At 60.9% G+C, this 14,368-nt stretch carries 13 protein-coding genes; 9 read left to right on the top strand and 4 right to left on the bottom strand.

The features are described 5' to 3' along the window. Positions 1 to 77: 77 nt before the first annotated feature. Positions 78 to 1,394: a hypothetical protein gene (locus tag RSF91_RS02995; RefSeq protein WP_332567010.1), complete on the bottom strand. Its 1,317-nt coding sequence runs from the start codon at positions 1,392 to 1,394 to the stop codon at positions 78 to 80. Between the two features lie 147 nt (positions 1,395 to 1,541). Here RSF91_RS02995 and RSF91_RS02990 point away from each other — a divergent pair, with 147 nt between their 5' ends. The 4 genes from RSF91_RS02990 (at position 1,542) to RSF91_RS02975 (ending at position 5,484) form a co-directional block, all read left to right on the top strand. Further along, positions 1,542 to 3,359 carry a lysoplasmalogenase family protein gene (locus RSF91_RS02990; RefSeq protein WP_332567009.1) on the top strand — a complete coding sequence of 606 codons (1,818 nt, stop codon included), beginning with the start codon at positions 1,542 to 1,544 and terminating at the stop codon, positions 3,357 to 3,359. Positions 3,360 to 3,796: 437 nt separating this feature from the next. Then, positions 3,797 to 3,982 (top strand): hypothetical protein, encoded by a 186-nt coding sequence (locus tag RSF91_RS02985; protein ID WP_332567008.1) that lies wholly within the window; start codon positions 3,797 to 3,799, stop codon positions 3,980 to 3,982. 259 nt (positions 3,983 to 4,241) lie between these two features. Continuing rightward, entirely contained in the window at positions 4,242 to 4,580 is a 339-nt protein-coding gene (locus tag RSF91_RS02980) for a hypothetical protein (RefSeq protein ID WP_332567007.1), read from the top strand. 187 nt (positions 4,581 to 4,767) lie between these two features. After that, entirely contained in the window at positions 4,768 to 5,484 is a 717-nt protein-coding gene (locus RSF91_RS02975) for an MgtC/SapB family protein (RefSeq protein ID WP_332567006.1), read from the top strand. Positions 5,485 to 5,495: 11 nt separating this feature from the next. Here the strand turns inward: RSF91_RS02975 and ruvB are convergent, their stop codons facing one another. Beyond that, on the bottom strand, positions 5,496 to 6,593 hold the full coding sequence (gene ruvB, locus RSF91_RS02970) for a Holliday junction branch migration DNA helicase RuvB (protein ID WP_332567005.1): 1,098 nt from the start codon (positions 6,591 to 6,593) through the stop codon (positions 5,496 to 5,498). Between the two features lie 187 nt (positions 6,594 to 6,780). Between ruvB and RSF91_RS02965 the strand changes: the two genes are divergently transcribed. Both RSF91_RS02965 and RSF91_RS02960 read left to right on the top strand, forming a co-directional pair. After that, the gene (locus RSF91_RS02965; RefSeq protein WP_332567004.1) at positions 6,781 to 9,006 is read left to right on the top strand and encodes a ParB/Srx family N-terminal domain-containing protein; all 2,226 of its coding nucleotides are present in this window, start codon (positions 6,781 to 6,783) and stop codon (positions 9,004 to 9,006) included. A gap of 122 nt (positions 9,007 to 9,128) precedes the next feature. Next, the gene (locus RSF91_RS02960; protein WP_332567003.1) at positions 9,129 to 9,665 is read left to right on the top strand and encodes a peroxiredoxin; all 537 of its coding nucleotides are present in this window, start codon (positions 9,129 to 9,131) and stop codon (positions 9,663 to 9,665) included. A gap of 25 nt (positions 9,666 to 9,690) precedes the next feature. On the opposite strand, the gene RSF91_RS02955 is transcribed toward RSF91_RS02960, so the two are convergent. Further along, positions 9,691 to 11,265: a trypsin-like serine peptidase gene (locus tag RSF91_RS02955; RefSeq protein WP_332567002.1), complete on the bottom strand. Its 1,575-nt coding sequence runs from the start codon at positions 11,263 to 11,265 to the stop codon at positions 9,691 to 9,693. Between the two features lie 48 nt (positions 11,266 to 11,313). Then, a complete protein-coding gene (gene ruvA / locus RSF91_RS02950) occupies positions 11,314 to 11,889 on the bottom strand; it encodes a Holliday junction branch migration protein RuvA (protein WP_332567001.1) in 576 nt (191 codons plus the stop codon). Between the two features lie 48 nt (positions 11,890 to 11,937). Here ruvA and RSF91_RS02945 point away from each other — a divergent pair, with 48 nt between their 5' ends. From RSF91_RS02945 to RSF91_RS02935, 3 genes are all read left to right on the top strand, one after another. Continuing rightward, positions 11,938 to 12,951, top strand: a complete 1,014-nt coding sequence (locus RSF91_RS02945; RefSeq protein WP_332567000.1) for a PhoH family protein — start codon at positions 11,938 to 11,940, stop codon at positions 12,949 to 12,951. Positions 12,952 to 13,000: 49 nt separating this feature from the next. After that, complete coding sequence (ybeY, locus tag RSF91_RS02940) at positions 13,001 to 13,459, top strand: rRNA maturation RNase YbeY (RefSeq protein ID WP_099735565.1); 459 nt, start codon at positions 13,001 to 13,003, stop codon at positions 13,457 to 13,459. Positions 13,460 to 13,646: 187 nt separating this feature from the next. Next, the gene (locus RSF91_RS02935; protein ID WP_332566999.1) at positions 13,647 to 14,318 is read left to right on the top strand and encodes an outer membrane protein; all 672 of its coding nucleotides are present in this window, start codon (positions 13,647 to 13,649) and stop codon (positions 14,316 to 14,318) included. Positions 14,319 to 14,368: the final 50 nt, after the last annotated feature.

The following is a 14,368-nucleotide window of genomic DNA, read 5'->3' as shown; positions in this document are numbered from 1 at the left end:
CGGCAGGTGGGCTAGCCCATGATTATCCCAGAGCACTCCACTTACTGCCAGAACAGGAAATATCTGGCAATCCTGATTCACCCTTGGAGTCGGCTTTTTCGATCCTGAGCCGCCATGATGGTCGCCCGCAGTTCGTTCACCATGCCGTAGTAATGCACCATCAGGCTGTTGTCCTGCTGGAAGAACCAGGGCGTGTTCAGGCTGATCAAATCCAGCCCATCTGCCAGCGTCCAGCCCAGCTCACGCTGCAGCAAATTGGCAATCACGGTCTGATCACCGCCACTGGCATAAGTACTGGACTTGTCCTTGACCGCGCGGATACCGTCCAGCATCTCGCCCAGCAGCGTCATATTGCGCGGGGTTCGCCGAAATCCCAGCATGCCAGCATTAATCAGCCAAGTGCTGATGTCATGCGCAGCCAAAAGATCGCGCCCCTGCAGCAAGGGCTCCAGGGGCTGGCTCTGCTCTATGAACAGCATGTCCGCATCAACCCAGATCACCCATTCATGCTGCGGCAAGTGTTTGTGGAGCAACCAGGGCTTGAGCCAGGTACCCGAAATGCCATCCTCCACATCCGGCGGCGTTTCACGGTGCACATATAGCGTGTAGCCATGTCGCTTGCAGTAGCGCTCAGCGCTGGATTCAGCAATGGCACCAAAGCTGCGGATATTGGGCGTGTAGTACATGACCAGCGCAATATCTTTAGCCCCGTCATGCACGCTATGCCCCCCTTGAGGCACCTGAGAGTAGGCCGGGAACTGGAATAGCGGCACCGCTTTCTGCTGCCAGTCATTGACATGCTCGAACAGGGCTTGCCTGAACAAGGGGTGCACACCCGCGTAAATCTCCAGCTCAGACAAGCACAGCGTCCACACATTCGTGAGCCCGGCCCAGTTCACCGGGTAGCGCACTCCGCATTTGACGGTGACATAGTTACCCGCCAACTGGGTAAAGGCTGGCAGATAGTCCTGCTGCGCGTGCAACTCCAGCTCCTGCGTCACCCCGCTCATGATCTTGGCGCGACCTATGCAGTCCAGCACAAACTGGCGCACATCAGCCGTGTTGCGCCAGACCTGAATGGCGGTCTGCCTGTCGCCATTTTCACCATCGATTTCCGCCAGCAAGCGGTCTCGCCCTTGCGCCATAGCCTCCACCGGCAGCATGCAAAAAAACACGCAGTCTTCCGTAGCGGAAATTAACAGCTCGCCTTCTTCCATCTTGCGCAGCTGATGCAGCAGCAGCTCGTACTTGAACACCAGTTTGTGCGCACTGCTTGTCAAGCCCTGCATCGACACCTTCATATGCTCGTAGCCCATGCGTGAGCAGTAGTACTGGTGGTTGATCAACGCCTGCGGCTCGGAATGCTCAAAAATACTCAGGCAGACAGTAGTCATATGCAAAGTATGAAAAGACAAAGCAGCCCGTAGCCTAACCCGACTTGCTGCGTTGCAGTAGCGCGCTTGCACGCAGTGCGCCCTTCAGACATTCCTAGGGTTCCTGCGAGGCCTTGGCCCTTGCATCTGGGCCAAGAATAAGAGTCCATGCTCTCCCCCAGCCAAATCATTGTTCTGGCCACGCCAGTCTTTTTTGCACTGATTGCCGTGGAATGGCTCATCAGCCTCAAACGCCAGCGCAACGCCTATGCGCTGGCCGATGCCCTCAGCTCGCTGAACTTGGGTGTGCTGAGCCAGACCAGCGCTGTCTTCACCAAGCTCTTGACGCTGGGCATCTACACCTTTGTCGCCAGCCATGTGGCGCTGATCGAGGCTGATGCCTTCTGGATGAGCCTGCCGGGCTGGGTGCTGGCCCTGCTGTTTTACGATTTTTGCTACTACTGGCTGCACCGCATGGGCCACGAAGTGGGCGTACTCTGGGCCGCACACGCCGTGCACCACCAGAGTCAGGCCTACAACCTCTCTACCGCGCTACGCCAGACCAGCTCGGGCGCGCTGCTGGGCTGGCTTTTCTATCTGCCCATGGCGCTGGCGGGCGTGCCGCCCCTGGTGTTTGCCGTGGTGGGCCTGATCGATCTGCTCTACCAGTTCTGGGTGCATACCGAGCAGGTCAAGAAGCTGGGCTGGTTTGACCGCTGGTTCTGCTCACCCAGCAATCACCGGGTGCACCATGCTGTCAACGACCAGTATCTGGACAAAAACTACGGCGGCATTCTCATCATCTGGGATCGACTCTTTGGCACCTTCAAAGAGGAAGATGACAAAGAGCCCTGCGTCTACGGCACGCGCGGGCTGCTGCAAAGCTGGGACCCGCTGTGGGCCAATGCCACCGTCTATCGCCAGTTGGCGCATGACAGCTGGCATGCCCGCAACTGGCTGGACAAGGCCCGCGTCTGGCTCAAGCCACCCGGCTGGCGCCCTGTCGACGTAGCGCAACGCTTTCCCAAACCCACCTTCGACCTGGATGCCCACCGCGCCATTTATGCACCGCCCATGAACCGGCCACTGCGCTGGTTTGCCGGCCTGCAGTTTGCAGCGCTGATTGCAGGCGCCACGGCCTTTCTATGGAATGCCGACCAGTCAGTGCTAGCCACCAATCTCATCTGGTTTGGCGTGCTGCTGACCGGGCAATGGGCGCTGGGTGCTGCCATGCAAGGACGCATCAGCCCATGGATGGCGCTGATGCTGCAAAGCGGCGCACTGGCCACGGCCAGCGCCGCCCTGGGGCTGCGTGAATGGCACTGGCTGTTCAAGCCAGCGACCATGTTTTTTGCTCTTTTATGCATAGCAGCTTGCGCCAGCCCTGCATGGACTTCAATACAAAAAACATCCAAAAAACACGTCTACCTGCTGCTGGCAGCTATTGTTTTTTCACTTGGCGGCGATGTCTTTTTGATGCTGGACGGGCAGTTCAAGTTGGGCCTGTTCATTCCCGGCCTGATCAGCTTTTTGCTGGCCCATGCCTGCTACATCGCCTTGTTCAAAACCGATGCCCCATGGTTTGCCAGCCGCCACGCGCTGTGGCTAATTGCAGCCATTGGCGCAGGCATGTACGCCTATCTATTCACACATGGCCTCCCAGCGGCCATGCGCATTCCCGTGGCTGTGTATGTCACCGTCATTGCGCTGATGGCGGCTCAGGCCTGGGGCCGTTATCAGGTCCAGCAAGACCGCTCTGCACTGCTGGTTACGCTGGGCGCCAGCGCGTTCATGGTCAGTGACAGCATTCTGGCTATCAACCGATTTGTGCAGCCCCTGCCGTGGGCGGCCATCTGGGTGCTTGCCAGCTACTACGTCGCGCAGGCGCTGATTGTCCAGGGCAGCCTGCGCTGGCAAGCCCAGGCGCACATAGCAACCGATTTTTCTGCACGATCTGGACGATTGCCAGAGACGCAGCCCACATAAGCTCGCCGCCATACCAGCCCGCTGGCGGGCTAGCCCCTGGGCCGCCGGATACAGCCATCGATCAAGACAAGGGTTGACCCTAGTCCACACTCTGCGGATAATCAGAGGATTGCAATTTCAGGAGTCCCTACGTGGACAGTGCCAGTTCAACCAGTGATTTATCGCACGCCGCAACGGCTGCGCAGCTGGTCGCCTGACAGACTCCCCGGATCGGGAGTCGTCACCGACCTACCCGCTCCTTGCATCGCGCCTTCGCCCAAACCTGTTTCTTCGGGCCACTCTTGCGTGGCAGCTTGTTTGCGCTTTCGCAAACCCGAAGCAGCACTGGTGCATCACTGAAAATTCGATGTGCGTCGCTGCGGCCGTTTCCGGTCGGCTGGTGACCATGCCGCAGAACTTGTGCGTTCCGTTCCTGCTCGACGAGAAAGGAGTACGCCATGCGCCAACAACTCACCCGCTTCATCTGCCGGTTTAGCCGCAAGAGCAGTTTGCCGTCCGTTCGCCGTGATGCAACGACAGCACATACCCAGCTGACGACCCCCAAGGCTCTGCAGCAGACGGCTGAACTCGATGCCCGGACCGACTGGCCCACACATCGCATTCGCCGCTTTTGGCTGATGTAGCACTGCTGCGACGACGCTGACCCAAGCGCCGCAGGCCGTTTTTAAACCTTCACAAAGGAACACGTATGGATCCCGACCCAAGTCGATCTTGCTGCACACCTGCCGCCTGCATGCAGGTGTCAATCATTGCTGCGTGCGTGTCCGCTGGCCTAGGCCGTGACATGCCTTTGTTTTTCCATTTGCCGTCAAGGCCGGATCACGCATGACTCTCTGAAGTCTGGCGCTAGCTCCGGCCTACAGGCCATCAAGGAGTTAGCCCATGCAACGCCTTCTGCAGCTCAGTCTGCGTCCCTTTCACACCCCTACGGCCTCACAAGGCCTGCAAAAAGCCGTCGTTCGCGCCCTGGAGCTGCGCCATGCCGATGTGCTTCGCCATCTGGGATCAAACCAGCATGAATTCGCCTCGGTGCTTACCGCACTCCCGGCCCGCCAGCGTGCGGATGCACTGTCTCTGCTGGAGCCCCGGCAACGCGAAGTCGTGCTGAACCAGCTCCCCCTGTATGCGCAAAGGCAATGGCAGAGCCTGAGCACTCCTTCCGCCAAGCATCCAGCCAATCGCCGCAACTGGTTTCGCAGTCTGCGTCGGTCTTTGCGGTAGGCCTGAAGCACTGCTTCAGGTGCAAGCCATCTCAAATGAGATCGGCGATCTGCGCCTGATGAGCTGAAGCCCGACCCGCAGCTCTGACCTCACCGAATGTCATCGGCCTGGCCTATGCTGTGCGCAGCACCTGCCAATCTCCACACCACCCACTGCGACCACAGGCGCGCGAACAGAAACCCAACGCATGCAAGCTCTGCAAAACTTCAATCTCCTGGCAACGCTCAACACCGTGCTGTGCCTGCTCGTGGCCTTTGTCTGCGGCAGCATCATCGGGCTGGAGCGGCAGATACGCCAGCGCACGGCGGGTTTACGCACCAACACACTGGTGGCCGTAGGTGCCGCCGTATTCGTGGACCTGGCCATGCGCATCTCGGGGGCTGACGGCTCCACCCGGGTGATCTCCTATGTGGTCTCGGGCGTTGGCTTTCTGGGCGCTGGCGCCATCATGAAGGAAGGGGCCAATATCACGGGTCTGAACACAGCCGCCACGCTCTGGGGGTCGGCCGCCGTCGGTGCCTGCGCTGGGGCGGGGATGCTGCCAGAAGCAGGAATCGCCACCCTGTTCGTGCTGGCCAGTAATACCTTGCTACGCCCCGTAGTCAACTACATCAACCGCCACCCCGTGGCCGAGCATGCCAGCGAGGCGACCTACTACGTCTATGCCATCTGCCAGCAAGCCGTGCAGGCCGATGTCCGCGAGCAGATGCAGGAGCTGTTGGAGGCAGCCAACTACCCGGTACGCACGATCGAGAAACACGACATTCCGCCCCACAACAGCGAAATCGAGGCCGAGCTATTTGCCACGGCCGTGCATGCCGAAGAACTGGATCAGGTGCTGGCGCAGATCGAAGCCATGCCCGGTGTCATTCAGGCTTTCTGGAATGCCGGACCGCAGAACTGATCCGCAGTCCTTCAGGCATCACCACCTGTATCGGGCACTTTGAGGCCCAGATGCAGGTATGCAGCCTTGGTCGCCATGCGACCACGCGGGGTACGCTGCAAAAAGCCTTGCTGAATCAGATAGGGCTCAATCACATCCTCGATGGTGCCGGACTCCTCGCCAATGCTGGCGGCGATATTGTCCAGCCCGACCGGGCCACCATCAAAGCGGTGCACCACGGCTTCGAGCAGCTTGCGGTCCATGATGTCAAAGCCCTGAGGATCCACATCCAGCATGGCCAGCGCCTTATCGGCAATCTCGCGGGTGATGCGGCCATCACCCTTCACATCGGCATAGTCACGCACGCGGCGCAGCAGACGGTTGGCAATGCGCGGTGTGCCGCGTGAGCGGCGGGCGATTTCAAAGCAGCCTTCATCGTCAATTGGTGCTTTGAGCAGGCCTGCGCTGCGGCGCACGATGCGGGTCAGCTCCTCCGAAGAATAAAACTCCAGCCGCGCCACGATGCCAAAGCGATCGCGCAGCGGGTTGGTCAGCATGCCTGCCCGCGTGGTGGCTCCCACCAGTGTGAAGGGCTGGAGATCAAGCTTGATGGAACGGGCTGCCGGGCCTTCGCCAATCATGATGTCGATCTGATAATCCTCCAGCGCCGGGTAGAGAATTTCTTCGACCACGGGCGAGAGCCGGTGAATCTCGTCAATGAAGAGCACATCGTTGGGCTCAAGATTCGTCAGCAGCGCCGCCAGGTCTTTAGGCTTTTCCAGCACCGGGCCGCTGGTCTGGCGCAGATTCACACCCAGTTCCGCCGCAATGATGTGGCTCAGCGTGGTCTTGCCCAGACCGGGCGGACCGAACAGCAACACATGGTCGAGCGCCTCGCCACGCTTCTTGGCCGCGCCAATAAAAATCTCCAGCTGCTCTCGGGCCTTGGCCTGCCCCACATATTCGTCGAGCAGCTTGGGGCGCAGAGCACGCTCCTGCGCGTCCTCGCCCATGAAGGCACTGCCCGCCGACACCACGCGCGTCACCGGCTCGCGCAATGCGTCACGCGATGAATCACGCGCTGGCTTGGGGGCGGGGGTTGCCGCAAATTCGTCCACATGAATCGTCATAGAGCTCAATTGTGCCGCGCATTAGCACCGCACTGTTGCGCCCAGGCTGTTCGCGCCGCATTCATGTCACAGCTTCGTCATGGATGTTTCACAGAATGCAGCCCAAACACCCCGCGAAATCCTGTGCGGTAGATACGTCGGTGCGCTTGCACTGTTCTCTCCATTACCTGTTCTTGAAGACCCCTCCATGCGCCTCAACTCTCCCGCGTTAACTGGCGCTGCACTCCGCAGCCTCGCCCAAGTCTCCGTTCTTGTCGCAGCCTCGGTGACCCTCGCGGCCTGTGGTGGTGGTGATGAATCACCAGCACCAGCTCCAGCACCAGCACCAGCACCAGCTCCAGCACTCGCTCCGCTTACTGGCAGCAGCAGCTACCTGGGTACGTTGAGCTTTGGCGATACCGTGGCATTGAGCCTGGACAGCACCACCAAGCAGATCACACTGAGCTTTGTCGATTCGCGCTTTGGTCTGACTGGAGCCATCACCAGCGTCTACAGCATGGATGCCAACGGCCAGTTCGTGGCCCAGAAATTCCAGCCCGTGGCGGGTAGCAATCTCCCTGCCGCTCTGGTGAGCCGCCTGAGCGACGTCACCCTGCGCTTTGCCGCGGAAACCGGACTGGTCACCGGCAACATTGACGGCTTGCCCAATCTTCTGGATACCTCGGCCACATCGACGGCCTCGCTGCAGGGTGTGCTCACAGCCTCCAATCAGGGCGTCGCACAGATAAGTGCCCTGGCTGGCACCTACAACTATCTGCGTAATGAGGCCGTCCACTCCGCCTTGGGCAAGCCCGGCACCCCCAGCGCCAGCGCGGGCCAACTGCGCATTGCCAATGACGGTGCTGTGCGCGTCTGCGCCGGCCAGAGCGCAAGCGACAGCTGTGCTGACGGCATCACCGGTCGCGTGACAGTAGATCCCGATCAGACCACTTATCCCGGCGCGCTGGTACTGGAGCTGGCCGGCCAACGCATTGGCCGCGCCGTGGTGGGCAAGCGTAGCGACGGCGCAGCCATATCCGTCGACACCTACAGCGCCGCTGCGGGTGGCAGCTTCACCTCGGGTAACTGGACCTTGCAGACTGCCGCCACGGCCCCAGTGGCCGCCACGACGCTGGATGGCGAATGGCTGTGCACACATGCCGAGCCGGGAAGCACGGGCCGCGGCATGCGCCACTATGTCTCCATCGGCAATGGCCTGCTGCAGACCGACACTATCGACATCGACCTGAAGCTCAGCGCCAATGCAGCGTCCGGCTCAGGCAGCGCGGCCAACGGCTTGTTCGGCGGCCAATGGGCCAGCGGCAACAGTGCGGCGCGCACTCTGCTGCCGGTCTCGGCCAACAGCTTCTACTACGCAGGCAGCAGCGGCCCCGCAGATACCGACACCAGCACGCTGGGCGCGTGCCAGCGGCTGCCCCAGCAAGCGGTGCTGCCCAAGTACCTGGACAAGAGCGCAGCCAGCACCGACCCGGTCATGATCACGCTGGCAGATGCTCTGCCCACGCAACCCGCCATAGGCTACGACCAGATCTACTACAAGCAGGGTCGCTATACCCACACTGCGACCGGCAGCGTGGCCTCCACGCAATGGCAAAAAGCGTTTGACGATTTGTGCGAGGACAGCGGCCAGGACTCCACGGCCAAGAACGGCATCACGGCCAGCTCTAAGCTCAACGACCGCAGCAGTTTCACCTGCAAGGCCCAGGTCGTGAACTACCAAAGCCTGCTGAAGACCGCCGTGGTTGGCCCCAAAGGCCAGCTTTTCCTGACCGACGGACACCACAGCTTCACCAGCCTTTGGGAAGCACCCAACAGCAACGGCAAGGTGGCAACCGGTCTGGCCGGTGGTCAGGTGCAGATGCCGGTGATGATCAAGGGCAATTACAAGGACGCCAGCAACGCCAGCTTCTGGCGCACCATGCGCGCCAACAAGTTCGTCTGGCTCAAGCTGCCTGACGGCTCGTCCATCACCCCCGCCGATCTGCCGCGTCAGTTGGGCCTGTCCAATGGCCTCAAGGATGATCCCTACCGCTCGCTGGTCTACTTCACCCGCGAAGTGGGCTACAACAAGCCGGTCAATCCTTCCGAGTTTCTGGAGTTCTACTGGAGCGAATGGCTGCAGGCCTCGCCGCGTCACTTCAAACTCAGCCAGTACAGCCTGAATCTGGCGGGCAACGGCTCCGACGGCGGCTATATGCAAGCCATCAAGGATGCATCCAACCTGATGCTGGCCGCCAACCCTGCGGAGATGATCGGAGCTTCGGGCTACAACGCGGTGCAGATGGGCCAGATGGCGGCCTTTGGCACGGCCACCTACACCGACCTGTCCACACCCAAGCCTGCGGATGGCAAAAAGGCCGGCAAACTGGCCTATGCGCTGGAATACCGCGCCTCGCTGGGCAGCGCGAAGTAAGCACGCAAGCAAAAAGGGGGCTAGCAAGAGTGCAGTAGGCTGGACAACAGCAAGGCGAATAAAGGATGGCGAACAATCCATGGCATCGTAGAGACCGTACGCACGTTCTTAAAGGCTTTGCCATGTTCAAGATCCATCAGCTCGCCCCCTGGCTGCTCGCCTCCCTGATTGCCCCCGCTGCCCAGGCTGCGCTCAAGGTCGGCGATGCCGCGCCCAACTTCAAGACACCGGCGGCAGTCGCCGGCAAGGCATTTGACTTTGACATGGCCGCCGCGCTGAAAAAGGGGCCGGTGGTGCTGTACTTCTTCCCCAAGGCATTCACACAGGGCTGCACTTTGGAGGCCCATGCCTTTGCCGAAGCCACGCCTCAGTTCACCGCCATGGGTGCCACGGTGGTGGGCATGTCGCATGACGATATCGACACGCTCAAGCGCTTTTCCACCGAAGCCTGCCGCGACCAGTTTGCCGTAGCTTCCGACCCCAAGGCCCAGACCATCAAGGCCTATGACGCTGCAATCGCTGCCAACCTAGCCATGGCCAGCCGTATTTCCTATGTCATCGGGCAGGATGGCAGGGTGAAGTTTGCACTCGTCAGCAGCGACCCTCTGGCCCATGTGCAGCAGACCGAAGCCGCCGTCAAAAAATTGACCGGCAAATAACACCCCCACAAGTCCTTTCGGACTGTTACTGCGCCAGCCAGTTCCCTATCGGGCTATTGAAAGCCCGGTCGAAGCGGCTGTAGACATCGGAGCCGCCGCTGGCCGTACATGAGCTGCTGCCGCCAGAAAGCGTTCCCACTACGCGGCCGCCTACAAAAATGGACGATCCGCTGCTGCCGCCTTCGGTGATGCCTTTGCTCCAGCTGATGTTCAGATAATCGCTTTGGGCATTGCCGGGGCTGCAGGTGACGCCACCATTGCCAACCGTACAGTTGCTCAGACGCTGTACCTGTCCTTCGCTGTATTTGAGCCAGTCGCCCTGCGGATGATGCAGGCCATAAATGGCCGTACCGGCCACCGCCGTGCCACGAGCATCCCAGCCAGTCAGCGTGACACCGGCTGGTGGCGCTTCATTGAGCCGCATCAGCGTGGTATCAGTGGCTGCCGCCGCATAAAGCAAGGTTGCGCCGCGCTGCAGTGCTGCGGTCTGGGCATTGGGCTCAAAGCTGTTGCAGCTGGCCGAACGGAAGAACCAGTCCGTGCGCAGGGAAGTGGCCGATGCCTGAGTAGAGATGCAGTGGTTGGCCGACAGAAAGTACGGTGTGTAATCAAGCTTGGTGTTGTTCAGCAAAGAGCCTGTGCAGTAGTAATAGCGGTTGTCTGGGCCCACATACGTCATGCGCGCCACGGCATTGCGCTCTGTCGCGTACTGATTGGCGCAGCTGGCATCCTGCTCACAGTCACCTGAATCGCCCACATTCCTGCTCACGAAGTTCTCACGCAAATCGGCCTGCGTGGGCAAAGCCAGGTTGATATAGGCGTGAGTGAGCGCGGGAAGGGCAATCCGTACCTGCGAAGTGGACACCCCTGCGGGCAGGCCGATTTCCAGCGTGACCTCTTCAGCCCCCTGATCAGGCGTCCACCAGATGCTGGCCGCCGGAGTATTGCCATCGACGCGGCGATTTCGAGCAATGTCCGCGTTGATGGCCTGGCCCGTGGTTTCAAACCCGGTCTTGGTGCGGTCCTGCCGGTACAAACGAATCTGGGCAGCATCCGGCAGGGCATCAACGACCAGCCCCAGGCGCACCCCATAGGCACCGGTGGATGTAATGCTGATCGCCGCGACCAGTCCGCCATCTGGTGCCTTGGTCCAGTTCAGCGTTCGGGCCATGTCGCCTGCAGACTGCAAGGAAGCCAACTCCCGGGGCGCACCTATTTGCATGGGCAGACCCGGAATGGGCATTACCGGCAGCGGGGCATTGCTCCACTGCGGTAACGCCAGACTGATGGCCTGAGGCCGCACGGCGGCAGTGGCCAGCGCCACGCCTCTGGTCGCCGCCGCTGATGCCGCAGCGGGAACGACCAGCGAATCCAGCACATAGGCTTTGGGCGGGCCTGAGGGAGGGTTGATGTCTCCAACACCGGCAACAACACCATCGCCGCCTCCGCCACCGCTACCACCAGCGCCACCGCCCGGCCCCGGTACCGGCCCAGGATCAGGAGCACTGCCCCCGCCTCCACCGCCGCAAGCGGTCAGCACGACCAGCACCACACTTGCGCATCGAGGGGCGATGCGCCTGCCCTGTCTCCACCAACTCATATCGTGTCCTCCTGCAGTTCACGACCGGACTGGCACAGGGCCAGCAAGCTATTTCGTCAAAGCCTTGAGCGCGAGCTTAATGCCCTCGCTCACCCCTACATCGGGTGGGAGTTTCTTGAGGGCGGCAGACGCTTCCTTGTCCGAGTAGCCCAGCGCCATCAGCGCCTGCTGAATGTCGTTCTGGTCATTGTTATTGGCAAACAGCGACTGCGCGCCAGTATCTGCCCCGATCTTGCCCTTGAGCTCCAGCAGCAGGCGCTCGGCCGTCTTTTTACCAATGCCCGGCACTTTGACCAATCGCCCTGCTTCCTGCTGCGATACCGCATCCGCGAGATCATCAATGCTCAGACCACTGAGCACGGCCAGCGCCATGCGCGGGCCAACGCCGGTGATCTTGATGAGTTCGCGAAACGTCTGGCGCTCGCGGGCCGTGGCAAAGCCGAACAGCAGCTGGGCATCTTCGCGCACCACAAAATGGGTCAGCAAGGCCACCTTGGCGCCGTTGGCGGGCAGGTTGTAGAAGGTGCTCATGGGCACTTGCACCTCGTAGCCCACACCGCCGCAGTCCACCAATACCTCGGGCGGGTTTTTTTCCAGCAGCGTTCCAGTCAATTTGCCTATCATTGAAGTCCTTTGCCGCACTGTGCGGCCATCTTTTGAGAAATTATCCGCGTGATCCTGCGCCACTCTTTCACTCCCCACCACAACTCACGCCTGTCCCATCTCTGCGGACCGACGGACGCGCACCTGCGCACCATTGAAATTGCGCTGGGCGTCAAGATCGCTCACCGCCACGAGCAGTTCAAGATCGACGGCTCCAAGGCCAAGGCCAATGAAGCGCTGGAACTGCTGCAAGCCCTGTATGAGCTGGCCGACGATGTCATCGCCGACGATACCCTGCAACTGATGCTGGCTGGCGATGTCGAAATGCTGGAAGCCGACCTGACCGCGCCCCAGCTGACCACGCGCCGTGCCGACCTGCGCGCGCGCACGCCCAATCAGGCGCTGTATCTGGAAAACATTGCCAAGCATGACATCACCTTCGGCATTGGCCCCGCAGGTACCGGCAAGACCTATCTGGCCGTGGCCTGCGCCGTCGATGCGCTGGAGCGCAGCGCCGTGCAGCGCATTGTGCTGACGCGCCCTGCTGTCGAGGCTGGCGAGCGTCTGGGCTTTCTGCCCGGCGATCTGGCGCAGAAGGTAGACCCCTACCTGCGCCCGCTGTACGACGCGCTGTACGACCTGATGGGCTACGAGAAAGTGCAAAAAGCTTTTGAGCGCAATGTGCTCGAAATCGCGCCGCTGGCCTTTATGCGCGGGCGCACACTGAACAACGCCTTTGTGATTCTGGACGAAGCCCAGAACACCACGCCCGAGCAGATGAAGATGTTTCTCACCCGCATCGGCTTTGGTGCCAAGGCCGTGGTGACAGGCGACGTAAGCCAGGTGGACTTGCCCAAGGGCGCGCCCAGCGGCCTGGTCGACGCCGAGCGCGTGCTGCGCCGCGTCAAGGGTATCTCCGTCAATCACTTCACCAGTGTGGACGTGGTGCGCCACCCGCTGGTCGCCCGCATTGTGGATGCTTACGACGCCCATGGCCGTGTGACCCAAGGCACATCAGCCCCCAAGACCCGCGCGCCCGCCAGCCGCAGCGCCCGACCGCTGCCTACGGCGGATGAGCTTTAATCAAACTTCATAGCTACCAGCGCTTACCAGATAAGCGCTACAAGCCAAAATGTCTCTAAATCAACTGCAACTGTCTCTGCAATTTGGCCCCTCTGCCGAGGCCACAGCCCACCGCGAGCTGCTGACGCGCAGCAAGGTCACGACCTGGATTCGCCACGCGCTGGCGGTGGATGCCGAGATCACCGTGCGCATTGTCGACACCGAAGAAGGCCAGAAACTCAACCGCGAGTTCCGTCAAAAGGATTACGCGACCAATGTGCTGACCTTTGACTACCAGCAAGAACCCACCGTCATGGCCGACCTGGTTCTCTGCGCCCCCGTGGTGGAGCGCGAAGCCAAAGAGCAGAACAAGACGCTGGAAGAGCATTACGCCCACCTGCTGGTGCACGGCACGCTGCATGCCCAAGGCTGGGACCATGAGACCAGCGAGGAGGATGCCGAAGAGATGGAAGCTTACGAGACCGACATCATGAAAGAGATGGGTTTCGAGGATCCGTACGCTCAGTAAGCCATCGCAACTCCGGTCAAGGACAGCACTCGGTAGTTCTACCGAGATAGCTGCGTAGCCTACCGCATGGACGTCCAGCCGGCGCTTTTCTACAGTTGAGTCCATCCCCGCATGACGCACCTGCCTGACACTGGCCATCCTGGCCAGGGTGTGGCACCTGCTGAAGTCATCGGGCCAAGGACTCTCTGTGAAAACCCAACGCATCATTCCTTTGCTGATTCTGGCTGCCACCGGCAGCGCCTTTGCCGCCGACAATTACTACGGCGCCCTGCGCATCAACTCCGCCCGCTACGAAGCCCACGACATGGACTCCAGCGCCCGCCCCGGCCTGGGCCAGTTCGTGCCTGGCGACGAGTCGAACACCGCCACAGGGGCCTCTCTGGCCCTGGGTTATCAGCTCCCGTCGAACTGGCGCGTAGAAGCCGAGTACACCCTGCCCAAGAACAATGAGTTCACCAGCGGCTCCACCCGTTTCCCCACCAGCTTCAACCACCACCAGATCCGCTCACAGCGCCTGATGGTCAATGCGTACAAGGATTTCCCGCTGAACAATCAGTTCTCGCTGTACGGCACTGCGGGCCTGGGCTTGGCGCACCTGCAGTCCAGCGGCTGGCAAGGCAACCCTGGCCGCCAGTATTTCAGTGCGTCCCAGAGCAATCTGGCCTACGCCGTGGGCTTTGGTGTCACTTATACGCCCGCCCCCAAGGTCAGCATCGACCTGGGCTGGCGCTATGTCGACATGGGCAAGACCAAGAGCGGCGCCAACAATTTCGCCAACGTCCGCGGTCTGCAGGACGAACAGATGCGCGCCAAGCTGACGGCCAGCGAAATCTCGATCGGCCTACGTTACCGCTTCTGACTCTGCCCTGCAGGCCAGCAGCAAACAAAAAAGCGGCACTTGGCCGCTTT

It is taken from the genome of Comamonas sp. (assembly GCF_036643215.1).
Lineage (GTDB): Bacteria > Pseudomonadota > Gammaproteobacteria > Burkholderiales > Burkholderiaceae_C > Comamonas.
The sequence above is the reverse complement of the archived record's forward strand: the minus strand, read 5'-3'. Positions and strand labels throughout refer to the sequence as shown.

Excerpts from the sequence above, each read along its gene's own strand:
- RSF91_RS02995 (WP_332567010.1), bottom strand. The coding sequence starts at position 1,394 with ATGACTACTGTCTGCCTGAGTATTTTTGAGCATTCCGAGCCGCAGGCG.
- RSF91_RS02990 (WP_332567009.1), top strand. The coding sequence starts at position 1,542 with ATGCTCTCCCCCAGCCAAATCATTGTTCTGGCCACGCCAGTCTTTTTT.
- RSF91_RS02985 (WP_332567008.1), top strand. The coding sequence starts at position 3,797 with ATGCGCCAACAACTCACCCGCTTCATCTGCCGGTTTAGCCGCAAGAGC.
- RSF91_RS02980 (WP_332567007.1), top strand. The coding sequence starts at position 4,242 with ATGCAACGCCTTCTGCAGCTCAGTCTGCGTCCCTTTCACACCCCTACG.
- RSF91_RS02975 (WP_332567006.1), top strand. The coding sequence starts at position 4,768 with ATGCAAGCTCTGCAAAACTTCAATCTCCTGGCAACGCTCAACACCGTG.
- ruvB (WP_332567005.1), bottom strand. The coding sequence starts at position 6,593 with ATGACGATTCATGTGGACGAATTTGCGGCAACCCCCGCCCCCAAGCCA.
- RSF91_RS02965 (WP_332567004.1), top strand. The coding sequence starts at position 6,781 with ATGCGCCTCAACTCTCCCGCGTTAACTGGCGCTGCACTCCGCAGCCTC.
- RSF91_RS02960 (WP_332567003.1), top strand. The coding sequence starts at position 9,129 with ATGTTCAAGATCCATCAGCTCGCCCCCTGGCTGCTCGCCTCCCTGATT.
- RSF91_RS02955 (WP_332567002.1), bottom strand. The coding sequence starts at position 11,265 with ATGAGTTGGTGGAGACAGGGCAGGCGCATCGCCCCTCGATGCGCAAGT.
- ruvA (WP_332567001.1), bottom strand. The coding sequence starts at position 11,889 with ATGATAGGCAAATTGACTGGAACGCTGCTGGAAAAAAACCCGCCCGAG.
- ybeY (WP_099735565.1), top strand. The coding sequence starts at position 13,001 with ATGTCTCTAAATCAACTGCAACTGTCTCTGCAATTTGGCCCCTCTGCC.